The organism is Xenorhabdus bakwenae (assembly GCF_030272115.1).
GTDB lineage: Bacteria > Pseudomonadota > Gammaproteobacteria > Enterobacterales > Enterobacteriaceae > Xenorhabdus > Xenorhabdus bakwenae.
Map to the genome: position 1 here is coordinate 2,313,392 of NZ_CP119194.1, position 15,928 is coordinate 2,329,319.

Annotated in this window: 11 protein-coding genes and 2 pseudogenes; all 13 read right to left on the reverse strand. The window is 46.3% G+C overall.

Annotated features, from left to right (window positions below; all coding sequences use genetic code 11):
* Positions 1-9: 9 nt before the first annotated feature.
* Positions 10-3,493, reverse strand: a pseudogene (dnaE, locus tag PXH59_RS11720) (DNA polymerase III subunit alpha).
* Between the two features lie 27 nt (positions 3,494-3,520).
* Entirely contained in the window at positions 3,521-4,111 is a 591-nt protein-coding gene (gene rnhB, locus PXH59_RS11725; RefSeq protein WP_047768998.1) for a ribonuclease HII, read from the reverse strand.
* Entirely contained in the window at positions 4,111-5,295 is a 1,185-nt protein-coding gene (lpxB, locus tag PXH59_RS11730) for a lipid-A-disaccharide synthase (RefSeq protein ID WP_285808477.1), read from the reverse strand. The genes rnhB and lpxB overlap by 1 nt, the downstream gene beginning before the upstream one ends.
* Before the next feature lie 7 nt (positions 5,296-5,302).
* The gene (gene lpxA, locus PXH59_RS11735) at positions 5,303-6,100 is read right to left on the reverse strand and encodes an acyl-ACP--UDP-N-acetylglucosamine O-acyltransferase (protein WP_285808478.1); all 798 of its coding nucleotides are present in this window, start codon (positions 6,098-6,100) and stop codon (positions 5,303-5,305) included.
* A gap of 3 nt (positions 6,101-6,103) precedes the next feature.
* Complete coding sequence (gene fabZ, locus PXH59_RS11740; protein ID WP_047769005.1) at positions 6,104-6,556, reverse strand: 3-hydroxyacyl-ACP dehydratase FabZ; 453 nt, start codon at positions 6,554-6,556, stop codon at positions 6,104-6,106.
* A 162-nt stretch (positions 6,557-6,718) separates the two neighbouring features.
* The gene (gene lpxD, locus PXH59_RS11745; protein ID WP_047769007.1) at positions 6,719-7,747 is read right to left on the reverse strand and encodes a UDP-3-O-(3-hydroxymyristoyl)glucosamine N-acyltransferase; all 1,029 of its coding nucleotides are present in this window, start codon (positions 7,745-7,747) and stop codon (positions 6,719-6,721) included.
* 4 nt (positions 7,748-7,751) lie between these two features.
* Positions 7,752-8,249: a molecular chaperone Skp gene (gene skp, locus PXH59_RS11750; protein WP_047769009.1), complete on the reverse strand. Its 498-nt coding sequence runs from the start codon at positions 8,247-8,249 to the stop codon at positions 7,752-7,754.
* Between the two features lie 72 nt (positions 8,250-8,321).
* Positions 8,322-10,701 (reverse strand): annotated as a pseudogene (gene bamA, locus PXH59_RS11755) (outer membrane protein assembly factor BamA).
* Between the two features lie 34 nt (positions 10,702-10,735).
* A complete protein-coding gene (rseP, locus tag PXH59_RS11760) occupies positions 10,736-12,088 on the reverse strand; it encodes a sigma E protease regulator RseP (RefSeq protein WP_047769012.1) in 1,353 nt (450 codons plus the stop codon).
* A 9-nt stretch (positions 12,089-12,097) separates the two neighbouring features.
* Positions 12,098-12,961, reverse strand: coding sequence for a phosphatidate cytidylyltransferase (gene cdsA / locus PXH59_RS11765; RefSeq protein WP_047769014.1), 864 nt, complete (start codon positions 12,959-12,961; stop codon positions 12,098-12,100).
* Between the two features lie 9 nt (positions 12,962-12,970).
* On the reverse strand, positions 12,971-13,663 hold the full coding sequence (gene uppS, locus PXH59_RS11770) for a polyprenyl diphosphate synthase (protein ID WP_285811756.1): 693 nt from the start codon (positions 13,661-13,663) through the stop codon (positions 12,971-12,973).
* A 321-nt stretch (positions 13,664-13,984) separates the two neighbouring features.
* Positions 13,985-15,181: a 1-deoxy-D-xylulose-5-phosphate reductoisomerase gene (gene ispC / locus PXH59_RS11775; protein ID WP_047769018.1), complete on the reverse strand. Its 1,197-nt coding sequence runs from the start codon at positions 15,179-15,181 to the stop codon at positions 13,985-13,987.
* Between the two features lie 175 nt (positions 15,182-15,356).
* A complete protein-coding gene (gene frr / locus PXH59_RS11780; protein ID WP_047769021.1) occupies positions 15,357-15,914 on the reverse strand; it encodes a ribosome recycling factor in 558 nt (185 codons plus the stop codon).
* Between the last annotated feature and the right edge of the window lie 14 nt (positions 15,915-15,928).

Genomic DNA, 15,928 nt, shown 5'->3' on the forward strand with positions numbered 1-15,928 from the left:
GTTCCTATTCTAGTCAAATTCTAATTCTACCTGCTCATTACCCAGCAGAGTTCGCAGATCGGTCAACAGGGTGTCTGTTGGCGTTACCCGCCAGGTCGCCCCGAATCGTAAACGGGCGCGGGCATCTACCCGCTGATAATAAAGATGAACCGGTATCGTACCTGAACGGTGTGGCTCCAATGCCCCACGAAGACGGCTCAATAATTGCTCATCAATTTGCCTGTCTGATAACGAGATAGCAAGCCCACGTGCAAATTTTTCACGTGCTTCACTGATATCCATTAATTCACGAACTGTCATTTTAAGCCCACCGCTGAAGTCATCAAAGCTGACTTGTCCGGTAGCAATCAAAATCTTGTCCTGTTCCAATAAATGCTGATACCTTTCCAACGCATCAGAAAACAGCATGATCTCCAGACGTCCTGAACGATCATCCAATGTACTGATACCAATCCGGTTTCCCCGTTTGGTCGTCAATATTTTGGAAGCTAATACCAAACCTACCACTGTTGTTATCTGGCCACGAGGTGTCGGGTTCACATCTTTTAGACGCAATCCATTGGTATATCGTTCAATCTCTTTCAAATAACCTGTGATGGGGTGTCCAGTTAAGTACAAGCCTAATGTTTCCCGCTCACCATCCAATACCACCTGATCCGGCCATTTCGGGGTGCTGGCATAGGAACGCTCAACTTGTTCTGGCTCTTCAGCCAACACACCAAACATATCTGTTTGACCCGTAGCTTCGGCTTTGGCATGTTGATCCGCTGCTTTCAGTGCCCCTTCCAGGGAAGACATCAGTGCTGCACGATGTGGTCCCAACCGATCAAAAGCACCGGACATGATCAGTTTCTCCATCACACGACGGTTTATTTTTTTTGATATCAACACGTGCACACAGGTCGAATAGCTCTTTGAAATGCCCCCCTTTCTGTCGGGCTTCGAGCATCGCTTCAATCGGCCCTTCCCCCACGCCTTTAATCGCGCCAATGCCGTAAACAATTTCTCCGTCATTATTGACATGGAAATGATACAAGCCGCTATTTATATCAGGAGGAAGAACTTTCAGCCTCATGCGCCAGCACTCATCCACCAGCCCAACGACTTTTTCGGTGTTATCCATATCCGCTGTCATCACGGCAGCCATAAATTCTGCCGGATAGTGCGCTTTCAACCATAACGTTTGGTAGGAAACCAGTGCATAAGCTGCGGAGTGAGATTTGTTAAAGCCATAACCCGCGAATTTCTCCACCAAATCGAATATTTTCATGGCGAGCGTACCATCCACGCCCTGTTTTAACGCTCCCTCTTCAAATACCGACCGCTGTTTAGCCATCTCTTCTGGTTTTTTCTTACCCATCGCACGGCGCAACATATCTGCCCCGCCCAGGGTATAACCGGCTAAAACCTGCGCAATTTGCATCACCTGTTCCTGATACAGAATGATACCGTAAGTTGGCTCCAATACAGGTTTTAAGGATTCGTGCTGCCATTCCACATCAGGATAGGAAAGCGCTTCCCGTCCATGTTTACGGTCGATAAAGTTATCTACCATGCCTGATTGCAACGGCCCAGGACGGAACAGCGCCACTAATGCGATCATGTCTTCAAAACAGTCAGGGCGCAGACGTTTGATTAAGTCCTTCATTCCGCGAGATTCAAGCTGGAACACGGCCGTGGTTTCAGAGCGTTGCAGCATATCGAAACTTTTCTTATCGTCCAACGGAATAGCGGCGATATCAATCGGCTCCAGCCCTTGCCTGGCACGACGTGCATTCACCATCTCAAGCGCCCAGTTGATGATGGTCAGGGTTCTCAGGCCAAGGAAGTCAAACTTAACCAGACCTGCATATTCCACATCATTTTTGTCAAACTGGGTAACCGGGTTCTGTCCTTCTGGATCACAGTAAATTGGCGCAAAATCAGTAATTTTGGTTGGTGCAATAACAACACCACCGGCATGCTTACCTGCGTTACGAGTGACACCTTCCAGTTTACGCGCCATGTCTATCAGCGCTTTAACCTCTTCATCCGCTTCGTAAATTTCAGGTAACTGGGGTTCGGCAGCAAACGCTTTTTCCAGTGTCATACCCGGGTCAGGAGGCACCAGTTTGGATATTCGATCCACAAATCCATAGGGGTGTCCAAGTACACGCCCAACATCACGGATAACCGCTTTCGCCGCCATCGTACCAAAAGTGATGATCTGCGATACGGCATCTCGTCCGTACATATCTGCAACGTGATCGATAACCTGATCACGTTTTTCCATACAGAAATCGATGTCAAAATCTGGCATGGAAATACGTTCAGGGTTAAGGAAACGTTCAAACAGCAGATCGAATCCTAGCGGATCGAGGTCGGTAATTTTTAACGCATAAGCCACAAGGGAGCCGGCACCAGAACCTCGTCCTGGACCAACGGGAACACCGTTGTCTTTCGACCACTGGATAAATTCCATTACGATCAGGAAGTAGCCAGGAAATCCCATCTGATTGATAACGTTCAGTTCAATATCCAGACGCTCATCATATTCTGGCCGTTTCTGCTCCCTGACTTCTGGGTCGGGATAGAGAAATTCCAGACGCTCTTCCAATCCTTGCCTGGATTTTTCAATGAGAAAGTCTTCTGTGCTCATTTCTCCCGTCGGAAATTGGGGCAGGAAATACTCACCAAGACGGATCGTGACATTACAGCGTTTAGCAATTTCTACGCTATTTTGTAGCGCTTCAGGAATGTCTGAGAAAAGCTCGCACATCTCCTGTTCACTGCGTAGATATTGCTGAGGGCTGTAATTTTTAGGCCGTTTCGGATCAGACAGTGTATAACCATCGTGGATAGCAACCCGAATATCGTGGGCTTCGAAGTCTTCGCTTTCAAGAAAACAAACGTCGTTGGTTGCCACAACAGGAAGATTTTTTTCTGACGCCAGTGCCACAGCCGCATGAAGATAGTTTTCTTCATCCTGACGTCCGGTACGGATCAGCTCAAGGTAATAACTGTCAGGGAAATGCTCCTGATAAAAATCGAGGCATTGCTCCACCATCGCACGATTGCCACGCAGCAGGAATTTACCCACATCCCCCATGCGTCCCCCCGACAACAGGATCAACCCTGTTTTGTATTTCACCAGCCATTCCCGCTGGAGAGTCGGGCCAATCGCACCATAACCTTTTTGGTAAGCCTCAGAGATCAGCAAAGTCAGATTTTGGTAACCTTCATTATTACGAGCAAGGATCGTCAGATGGGCATATTCATCCCCCAGCAAATCACTTTCCACATAAAAATCTGCACCAATAATTGGCTTGATACCGGCACCGTGGGCACTACCATAGAATTTCACCAATCCACACAAGTTGGTAAAATCCGTGATCGCAAAAGCGGGCATCCCCAATTTGGCGATTTTTTTCACCAATGGGCCGGTCTTAGCCAAGCCATCAATCATTGAATAATCACTGTGAACACGTAAGTGTACAAAACGTGGTTCTGTCATAATCTGCCCAGATACTTATCCCAGATTTTATATAAGACCTAGCACCCGTTTAACGGGCGCAAAACTTTTACGATGGTGCTCCGTAGCGCCCAAAGAAGCCAGTTTTTCCAGATGCAGGGCGGTTGGATAACCTTTATGTTTCGCAAAGCCATAGTCAGGGAACTGTTTATCCAGCTCTGCCATTTCTCTGTCACGTGTGACTTTGGCAAGAATAGAGGCAGCACTGATTTCTGCAACCAGATTATCGCCCTTAATGACAGCCTGAGCTGGCATGGATAACACCGGACAGCGGTTGCCATCAATCAGAACATAATCCGGTATGAGTGCCAACCCGGCAACGGCTCTTTGCATAGCCAGCATAGTGGCGTGGAGGATGTTAAGCTGGTCGATCTCTTCCGGCTCTGCGCGACCGAGACTCCAACATAAAGCTTTTTCTTTTATTTCCCAATACAGTGCCTCACGGCGTTTTTCCGTGAGTTTCTTGGAATCCATTAAGCCTGCAATCGGTTTGAGCGGATCAAGAATAACCGCCGCAGTCACGACAGCCCCTACCAGTGGGCCACGCCCAACTTCATCAACACCGGCAATCAAATTCGCCTGTGGATAAACAAAATCCATTATCTTCTCGCTAATTCCAGAACGGCTTGCGCAGCCTGTTCATCGGCATCACAGCGAATGCTTTTATGCAAATGCAAGAACGTTTGTTGCAACGCATCCACATCCGCACCACCTTGCACAAGAGGTAACAATGCCTCTGACAACGCTTGTGGTTCGCATTCATCTTGTAGCAGTTCTTTGACTAATTCTTTTCCTGCCAGTAAGTTAGGCAAAGAAACATACGGTGTTTTCACCAAGCGTTTTGCCAGCCAAAATGTAAAAGGTTTCATTCTATAGCCCACTACCATTGGGCATTTGGCCAGCATACATTCCAGTGCAGCCGTCCCGGAGGCCAGTAAAGTGGCATCACTGGCAATCATGGCTTCACGCGCTTTGCCATCCAATAAATGGAGCAGCAAATCCGGTGCTGTCTCGTTCTTAATGCGCTGAAACTGTTCACGCCGTTTGGCATTAACCAACGGAACCAATACATGCAAGTCGGGATATTCTTCCCGTAATAATTGGGCGGTTTTTAAGAAGTCAGCACTGAGCATCTCGACTTCAGCATGACGACTCCCCGGCAATATTGCCAGACAGTGAGCGGCCAATGGAATACCCAGAATTTTTCTGGCGGCGGCTTTATCGGGTTGCAAGGGCATCGCATCTGCCATTGTGTGCCCGATAAATCGGCACGGAACGTTAAACCGATCGTAAAAAGCTTTTTCAAAAGGTAAAAACGCCAATACCAAATCCGTTGCCCGCCCCATTTTAAACACGCGTTTCTGACGCCACGCCCATACCGATGGGCTAACGTAATGGATCGTTTTAATTCCCTGCTGTTTAAGCCTGCCTTCCAAAGTAATGTTGAAGTCAGGCGCATCAATGCCAATAAACACATCAGGTTTCAACGCGGTAAAACGGGCGGTTAAATCTTTGCGTATTTTCAGCAAACGGGGCAAACGTCCCAGCACTTCGACGATCCCCATGACGGCCAGCTCTTCCATCTCATACCAGGCTTCACAACCTTCTGCCTGCATAAGAGGACCAGCAACACCCACAAAACGGGCGTGCGGAATTTTTGCTTTCAATGCACGAATCAGCCCTGCCCCAAGTATATCACCGGAAGTTTCTCCGGCGACCAAACCAATTATCAGGGGGCGCTGATTATCAACAGAAGAAAAGGTAGTCAAAGGAGTATCCTTCATCTACTTATTAACGAATGATGCCACGGCTGGATTTTGCGGAATGTTCCAGAAAATCACTGAATACTTTCACATGCGGGCTGTTTTCCGCTTGGAGATCAATCTCTTTTCTGGCTTCTTCCAATGTTTTTCCGCTGCGATAAAGCGTCTTATAGGCATGACGAATGGCATGCAGAGATTCTTTGTCAAACCCACGGCGTTTCAGGCCTTCGATATTCAATCCGAAAGGAGTTGCATGGTTTCCCTGTGCGATGATGTAAGGAGGAATATCCTGAGCAACGCCGGAACAGCCACCCACCATCACGTGGGAACCAATTTGACAGAATTGATGCACCGCCGTCATACCACCAATAATGACATGATCACCCAGAATAACATGCCCGCCCAATGTACCGTTGTTCGCAATAATACAACGATCACCAATGATACAGTCATGGGCGATATGGGCGTTGATCATCAGCAGATTGTCACTGCCAACTTTAGTCACGCCCCCACCCTGCACCGTGCCTCTGTGGATAGAAACACTTTCACGAATGCGATTACGGTCACCAATTTCAACACGGGTTGGTTCACCCTGATATTTGAGATCCTGATTGACCTCCCCAATAGAGGCAAATTGATAAATCTGGTTATCACAACCAATTTTAGTTATCCCATTAACCACAATATGGGATTTTAATTCAGTCCCTTCACCAATCTCAACGTGGGCACCGATATAACAAAATGGGCCAATGCGAACATTGGCGCCAATAACAGCACCCTCTTCAATAATAGAAGAGGGATGGATAATCGCGGTCTTATCAATCATGGATTAAGCCTCACGACGGCGAGCACACATCATTTCAGCTTCGCAAGCCACTTCTCCATCGACTTTCGCTACGCCCCTGAAACGCGCAACACCGCGACGTTCTTTAATAAATTCTACTTCCATGATCATTTGATCACCTGGCAGAACCGGACGCTTGAAGCGAGCGCCATCAATCGCTGCAAAGTAATACAATTCACCTGGCGCCAGTGATCCAACACTTTTGAACGCCAAAATACCGGTAGCTTGAGCCATTGCTTCGAGGATCAAAACACCAGGAAAAATGGGTTTACCCGGGAAGTGTCCCTGAAAGAATGGTTCATTAAATGATACATTCTTGACTGCGCGCAGAAATTTACCTTTCTCAAAATCCAAGACGCGGTCTACCAACAAAAATGGGTAGCGGTGAGGCAGTAAATCTAAAATCTCTTCAATTTGCAGAGTATGATTATCACTCATCTAAATACTCTTCCTGTCATATAAAAATCATAATATTAACGACACGGCCTGCGTTAACTCCAAATTCAGAGCTATCAGGCAGGCCGCAAAAATCAAAAGCACAACCAAAAATGCTAATTAAAAACGTTTAATCAAAAATGTCTATCCAAGATGCGGGTATGATTATTCGTTTTCACCTTCCAGTTGGCGTTCAACTGACTTCAAGCGCTTATTCATCTCACTGATGTTCATGATTAAAGCGGCCGTCTTGCGCCAAACTTTGTTCGGTTGTAACGGAAGCCCCGACGAGTATACGCCCGGCTCTGTGATTGGACGTATCACCATGCTCATACCCGTCACGGTCACTTTATCACAGATTTCCATGTGCCCATTGATGGCACTGGCTCCACCAATCATACAGTAACGGCCCATTTTCAAACTGCCCGCCATAACGACGCCACCCGCCACTGCGGTGTTGTCTCCAATCGTCACGTTGTGGGCAATCTGACATTGGTTGTCTATGATAACACCATTACCGATGACTGTGTTATCCAATGCGCCGCGATCAATTGTCGTACAAGCGCCGATTTCAACGCGATTTCCGATGATCACTGTGCCTAACTGTGGAATTTTAACCCAATTTCCGCGCTCATTGGCATAACCAAAACCATCAGAACCGATAACAGTCCCTGACTGGATCAAACACGACTCACCAATTTCAACATTGTGGTATACCGATACATTGGCCCAAAGACGGGTTCCTGCACCAATCCGCGCATTTTTTCCAATAAAACAACCGGCACCAACAATAACGTTATCACCAAGCATAACGCCGGATTCGATAACCGCATTGGCACCAATCGCCACATTTTTGCCCAGTACCCCCTCAGAGGAAATCACTGCTGATGGGTGGATATCCTGTGCCGGTTTCGGTGTCGTATCCATAATTTGCGCCATACGGGCATAGGCAAGGTAAGGATCATTAACAACCAACGCGGCAACTTTGCAGTGAGGGAGATCTGCTTCACGCAGCACAACGGCCGCAGCCTGACAGGTAGCAAGTTTGTCAGTATAACGACTGTCGGATAAAAATGTAATTTGCTCGTTATTTGCTGAATACATCGGCGCAATACCGGTGATGACGATATCGCCATCACCATGTAATTGCGCATTCAACTGCTGAGCGAGATCAGCCAATCGAATTGAAACCATCTACTTACTTAACCTGTTTCAGTACTTCTACAGTGATATCTTTACCTGACGTAGAATACACCACGGTATTCGCATCCAGAACCAGATCGTAACCTTCTTTGCCTGCAACCACTTTGACTGCATCCTGAATACGGTTCAGAATTTTACCGCGTTCTTCCATCTGACGACGGCGGTTATCGTTTTCAAAACTTTGCGCTTTCTGAGCAAAGTCATCACGTTTCGCCATCACTTCTTTTTCCAATTTTTCGCGTTCACTGGCCTTCATGGTTGAGCCATCACGCTGTAATTTTTGGATTTTAGTTTGCAACTCAGATTCCATACGCTGTAATTCGGTTGCGCGGCCTTTAAATTCGTTTTCCAACTGTTTTGCCACAGCTTCACGGGCAGGTAACTGTTGAAAAACTTCAGCTACATTCACTAAAGCAATTTTATCTGCCGCCTGCGCACCCGCAGAAAATGCTAATGCTATCCCCAAACCTGCTGCACACAATATTTTCTTCACTATAAACTCCTTTGACCTACGCTATTTTTACATATTAATAATAGGGCGATTTTTACCAAAAATGATTAAAAATTACCAAACTCCGCCAATATTGAACTGGAACTGTTCCGCTCTATCACCGGAATATTCCTTAATTGGCTGTGCATAAGAGAAGCTCAGTGGTCCTAATGGTGATATCCATTGCAGAGCAATACCGGCCGAAACACGGATGTTATTTGGCTTACTGTAGTCTGGCATCCCTGCGTCAGTCTTATCCCAATTGGTATCCCACACAGTTCCCGCGTCCACAAATAGCGAAGTCCGCAGGGAGTTGGCATATTTAGCATCCAGGAACGGTGTCGGGGTAATCAGTTCGAAACTCGCAACCGCCGTCGCGTTACCCCCCACGGCATCACGGGATGGGCTATTTGGTTTACCACTTTGTCCATCTAAATAAACCGCTTTCGGGCCAATATTATTCGACCGGAAGCCACGAACACTGCTGGAACCACCGGCATAAAAGTTCTCATAGAATGGCATTTCCTTGCCACCAAAACCGCCACCATATCCCAGTCGTGTACGCCCCATCAGTACCCATGCGTGATTATCATCTAATGGATAATAAGCGGCTGAGTTCCAAGTGATTTTATAGAACTGGTTGTCGGAACCAGGAATGGTCACTTTCGTATCCAGAGAGGATTTCAGGCCAGATGTCGGGAAGAAACCACGGTCAAGATTGTTGTAAACCCATCCTATTGTGACGGTGAAGTCATTAGAATCAAAATTCGCCTTATCTTTAAAATTGGGATGTTTACCCATTTTATTCCAATAACGCCACATCGCGCTCTGTGGTCGCATATTAGACAGAGAGTTATGGATATAACCCAGTCTAAACGACAGGCCGTTATTTTCATTCAATGGGAAGCCGAGCGTTCCCTCAGTACCGTATGCTTTATTGGTATAATTCGAAAGATCAGCATCATTGGCGCGGAAATCGTTATAGAACAGACGCCCCCCCAAACTGACACCATCGACGGTGAAGTAAGGGTTAGTCATCGATATATCAGCCGATGTTGAATAGTCATTTTTACTGGCGTTGATGCTCACGGCGTTGCCTGTCCCCAGCCAGTTGGCCTGTTGGAGTCCAACCTGGAAACCCATGCCACTTTCTGTGCCGAAACTCACACCAAAGTTCATAGAACCCGTATTGCGCTCTTTGACTTTGTAAACCACGTCAACCTGATCTGGACTGCCTGGTACGCGTTCCGTTTCCACATCAACAGAGTCAAAATACCCTAATCGATTGAGGCGTTCTTTACCCTGCTCAACCAAATCACTCCCCAGCCAAGAGCCTTCCATCTGACGCATTTCACGGCGTAATACAGAATCTTTACTCACATTATTGCCTGAAAAAAAGGATTTTACGCACATAGAAGCGATTACCAGAATCAACATTCACATGCAGCTTAACCGTCTTATCGGAATCGTTGATTTCAGGTTGTGTCATTACGCGAGGATAAGCATAACCGTGGCGACCAAGCAGGTTTTTGATGGCGGTTTCCATCTTGGTTACTTCTGCACCATTATACAGCGAACCAGGTTCAATTTTAGTCAATTCTTCGATTTGGGACTGGTAACCCGCCAAATTACCATTCAAATCAACCCCAGCGATTTTATACTGATCGCCTTCGGTGATATTGACAGTGACATAAATACCTTTCTTATCTGGCGTCAGGTTAACTTGAGTCGAGTCAATATTGAAACGCGCATAGCCTCGATCAAGATAGAAACTACGCAAGGTTTCAAGATCACCTGCCAATTTTTGTTTCTGGTATTTTTGGTCAGCCATCATGTTCCACCAGGGAACATCATCCCTAAGTTGAAACTGGTTAAGCAATTCATTGGTTGAGAAGGCTTTATTACCAACAATATTAATTTGTTGGATCTTGGCAGAAACCCCTTCAGAAAAAACGAGCTTCAAATCAATACGGTTGCGGGGCAGTGGCGTGACAACGGCTTTTACTGTCGCGTTGTATTTACCAACACTGTAATAGAAATCTTCCAGCCCCTTCTCAATATTGGACAGCATAGTGCGGTCAAGGGCTTCGCCAACACGAACGCGAGAGGCTTCAAGGTTTTGCTTGAGCATGTCATCTTTCACCGATTTGTTGCCGGTGAAAGTAATACTTGCGATGGTTGGCCGTTCTTTTACCTGAACAACAAGTGAATTGCCATCACGTAAGACACGAACATCTTCAAAGTTTCCAGTTGCGAATAGTGAATGAATCGTGCGGCTAATATCTTCATCACTAACCGTATCACCCACCCGAACTGGCATGTTCAGTAATGCTGCACCAACGGTGACGCGTTGAAGACCGTCAAAGTGAATGTCCCGAACTACGAATCCGTCTGAACTGTATGCAGTGGCGCTGCCGAACAGCAGCGACGCTATGAGCAACTTTTTCATCGCCATCGTTGTTATGCGTTTTCCTAACCGGTCTCCCACCTTAAAAGCGGGAGAAATCATTGAAAAGTGCAAGCCCCATTAATAACACCAGTAACATAGCACCAATGCGATAACTGAAGTCTTGTACACGCTCGGAGACTGGCCCCCCCTTAATCTTTTCGATAGCAAGGAAAAGCAAGTGTCCACCATCTAGTACAGGTAATGGAAACAAATTAATGATCCCAAGATTGACGCTAATCAGCGCCAAAAACATTAAATAATACACCAAGCCAGAATCAGCCGATACTCCTGCGCCTTTGGCAATGGAAATCGGCCCACTCAGATTATTCAGTTTTAAGTCACCCACAATCAATTTGCCGATCATATTGACCGTCAGCTTCATTAACTGCCAAGTCTTGTCTCCTGCCTCATAAATGGCAGAAAAAGGTCCATATTGCTGAATAACCTTGTATTCATCCGCCAATGGAATGATTTTCAGTTCGGTGCCAGCAAACCCCTCTTCACGGCCATTGGATAATTTTCTGACTTCAGGAGTCAGGGACAAGGAGATCATTCCCCCCGCTCTCGCAACGTCCAATTTTAGAGGAGTATTAGGATTCTTCCTGACAAAAGATGAAAAAGTGTGCCATACATCGACATCTTGATCGTTGACTTTAACGATCCTATCCCCACTTTGTAAACCCGCTTTTTCAGCGGCTGAAGCAGGATAAACTTTTTCCACTTGCGAACTCAGTCGAGGTACAACAGGCATAATTCCCAAAGATAGCAGAACATCCTGTTTAGATGGATCGAAAGCCCACTTGCTCAAATCTAGTGTCTTTTGAACACCATCAAGCGCATTCAGCGGCAAAACATCCATAGTGACCGATGTCGCCCCCACTTTACCTATCATGGCAAGACGTACTGAGTTCCAATCAGGAGTTTCGATACCATTAACGGCTTTTAGTTCCATTCCAGGCAAAATATTTGCCTGTGCAGCAATCGAGTTTGGCTTAATATCCAACACTACCGGGCGTACAGATGGCACGCCAATCACAAAAACCAGCCAATAAGCGATCACCGCCAGAATGAAGTTTGCGATTGGCCCAGCGCTGATAACTGCCGCACGCTGGCCAATAGTTTTGTTATTGAATGCCATATGACGACGTTCGGGAGCAACTTCCCCTACCCGCTCGTCGAGCATTTTGACATATCCCCCTAAGGGGATAAGAGCGATAACGTATTCGGTTCCCTGTTTATCTGTACGACGCCAAAGCACCTTGCCAAATCCGATGGAAAAGCGTTCAACGTAGATACCGCACCGTCTGGCAACCCAAAAATGACCAAACTCATGCACGGTGATGAGAACACCCAAAGCAACAATAAATGCAGCCAGATTCCAGAGAATATCCATTACGTACCTTCAGAGAGTAAATCCAGAAGAAATTAACATAACCAGCCCAGCAAACACGGGAACTGCCGCAGTCAGACTATCAACCCTGTCCATGACACCGCCGTGCCCCGGAATCAATTGACTACTGTCTTTGATCCCAGATTCCCGCTTGAACATACTTTCAGTCAGATCACCAAAGACCGAGGCAACCACCACTACCGTAGAAATCAGCAACAAATGTTCTGGCATCGCGGGGACAGGGGCAAATTTACCAAACAACCACGAAATCAGTGCAGCCGTTAATAACCCACCAACCAACCCCTCAAGCGTTTTACCTGGGGATACTTTTGGGGCCATTTTATGTTTACCCATGGTACGGCCAAAAAGATAAGCGCCTGAATCGGCAGCCCATACCAACAGCATGACGTACAGCAACCACCATGCGCCATCATAAGGATTATTTTCATAGCTCTGGGTACGCAGTACCATCATCCCACAATAAAATGGCACAATAGTCATAACCCCGAATAGCAGGCGCAAGGCAACCGACGATTTCCAGATGGAAGCAGAAGCCGGATACGTCACCACCAATAAAATGGCGACCACCCACCAAAGCATGCCAGCCCACAGTAGGTATACAATTTGTGGTTTCTCAATAAGGTGAGAAAAATCCGACAAAGAGTACTGCAAGGCCAATAGCCCGACAGCAAATAACACAGCCAGCGTAATACGCTTAACTGGAGTGAAAAGACCTGCAAATTGCCCCCATTCCCATGCAGCAAGTGCTGAAACAGCAATCACAACCAACCCAAACCCTGCCGGGGAGAGGAAAAACAGCGCTACAATAACAAGTGGAATCAATATCAACGTAGTTAAAAGACGGTACTTCAGCAAGTTATCCTCCTATGATCCCACTTCGGCATCGTCTTGCGTTCCGCCAAATCGGCGTTCTCGTTTGACAAAGGCATTAATTGCACCTTCAAAAATAGTTTCATCAAAATCAGGCCAAAGTATATCGGTAAAATACAATTCTGCATAAGCGATCTGCCAGAGCAGGAAATTACTGACACGATGTTCGCCGCCAGTCCTAATCACCAGATCCACTTCAGGCTGCTGACTTAAATTGATGAAGTCATCAACTGTCGCTTCGGTAATCTCTTCGGGAGATAATTCATTGGCTTCAATCTTTTCCGCAATTTGCTTAAAACTCTGAACCAGATCCCAACGACCACCATAGTTAGCAGCAATATTAAGCTGTAATCCGGTATTGCCCGCTGTCAATTCAACAGAACGGCGGATACGCTCCTGCAACCGTAAGCTAAAACGACTGATATCACCAATCACAGACAATTTCACATTGTGTTTATGCAGGCTCTTTACTTCATTATCGAGAGCAAAAACAAACAGCTCCATCAATGAACTGACTTCCTGCTGTGGGCGATTCCAGTTTTCGCTGCTAAAAGCATATAGCGTCAGTGAATTAATATTATTTTTCACTGAAAAACTCACGGCACTTCGTACGGCTTTAATTCCTGCACGGTGGCCAAAGACTCTTAATTTGCCCCGTTTTTTTGCCCAGCGACCGTTACCATCCATAATGATGGCGACATGTCTGGGTAACGTTGGCAATGAGTCATTATCACAGGGAGATATCACTCAAAATAATCCTTAAATAACTAAGCTGACTTTTTGGTAAACTCAATCACTTCTAAACATGAAAAGCCGTATTCCGTGTCAACAATTAGCACGGATAGCACGGCTATTTCAGGCACGACTGAATGAAAGCCTTTAACCTGTGCTTATCTATGATTAGAATGCAAGCACCAGATGATTGAAATGGCTATTATAGCAACTGTAATTTACCCGCGAACTATATCATTTGCCAAAACGCAAACCTATACTTATTAATAAAACTGGCTATTTGGCAAAAGTGCTTATGGTTTCTCGCGCTAAGGCCCTGGCTATGTTATCGATTTCTAAGACCTCTTCGATACTTTGCGGTTCAGATAAATTTACTTTTTCAACGACCAACCGATTGATTGTCGCAATATCGGTGAAACGGATCCCACCTTGCAAAAAAACATCAACGGTTTCTTCATTTGCTGCATTTAACGCCGTTGTTGCCGCCTGCCCCCGGTGACAAGCCTCAATCGCCAGTTTCAAACAAGGATAACGCTGATAATCCAGAGATTCAAAAGTGAGCAAACTCAATTCGGTAAAATCCAGTGGCTTTGCCCCGGATGGAATACGATTAGGATAAGCCATCGCATAGGCAATTGGGGTACACATGTCCTGTGTTCCCAATTGTGCGATGATGCTGCCATCCTGATAACGAACCATCGAATGAATGACCGATTGGGGATGCAATACTACTTCCATTTCATCTGCGGATGCATTGAACAGGTAACGCGCTTCGATATATTCCAATCCCTTGTTCATCATCGTGGCAGAATCCACCGAAATTTTACGGCCCATTGACCAGATAGGATGCGCACACGCTTCATCCGGCGTCACATCGGGCAAATTCACCAAAGGCGTCTGGCGGAACGGCCCGCCCGATCCCGTCAGGATAATGCTGGAAATACCGTGTTCTTTTAGATTTGCCTTGCCGAGATTGTGCTGAACCCCCTCCGGCAGACTTTGGAAAATAGCATTATGTTCGCTATCAATTGGCAGCAATTGCGCTTTGTATTGGATAACCGCTTCCATAAACAGACGGCCACTGGTAATCAACGATTCTTTGTTAGCCAGCAGAACTTGTTTGCCCTTGCGGATAGCCGCCAACGTCGGCAATAAACCTGCGACGCCAACGATGGCTGACATGACTTGATCGACGTTATCCAATGCCGCTAAATCACAAATAGCCTGTTTACCGGACAGCACTTCGGTTTGGCTTCCCTGCGCCTGTAATAACTGACGCAGCGCTTTTGCTGACGGCTCATCGGCCATTGCGGCATATTGAGGGTGGAATTCCAAACATTGCTGTGCCATGACTGCAATATTTTTCCCAGCAACCAGTGCGATGACACTGAATTTCTCCGGGTTATGGCGAACAACAGAAAGCGTACTTTTCCCAATCGAACCCGTTGAGCCAAGAATAGTTAACCGTTTCATTTTAATACTCTAAGTATGCTACTGATATAAAATTGCAATAGAAAATCGTAACAGAAAATCTGTCATAGTTTGAGCGGTGCAGATCGCTATGTCCATCGCTTGAGAAAGAAATGTGATACGAAGTGTAAAAGAACAACGCCGCAAGAGTTGCGGCGTTGTATGCGTAAAACGGCAATTAGAAATCCATCAACTCAGTTTCTTTATTTGCCAACGCTTCATCAATTTTCTTAATGAAGCTGTCAGTCAGTTTCTGAATTTCATCTTGTGAACGACGTTCTTCATCTTCACTGATTTCTTTGTCTTTCAGCAGTGTTTTGACCTTATCGTTCGCATCACGGCGAATGTTACGGATGGAGACACGACCCTGTTCCGCTTCCCCACGAACGACTTTAATAAGATCCTTACGGCGTTCTTCTGTCAGTGGTGGCAATGGAACACGGATAATGGTTCCGGCAGAAGAGGGATTCAGGCCCAGGTCAGAAGCCATGATAGCTTTTTCAACCGCCGCAGACATAGAGCGATCAAATACCGTGATCGCCAAAGTGCGAACATCTTCTGCAACGACGTTTGCAATCTGACGCAGTGGAGTCGCCGCGCCATAATATTCAACGCTGATGCCATCCAACAGGCTAGGAGAAGCACGGCCAGTACGAACCTTGCTAATTTGATTTTTCAGTGCTTCGACGCTTTTTTCCATGCGGTCTTGTGCGTCTTTCTTGATTTCATTAATCACGTTACAAACCCTTG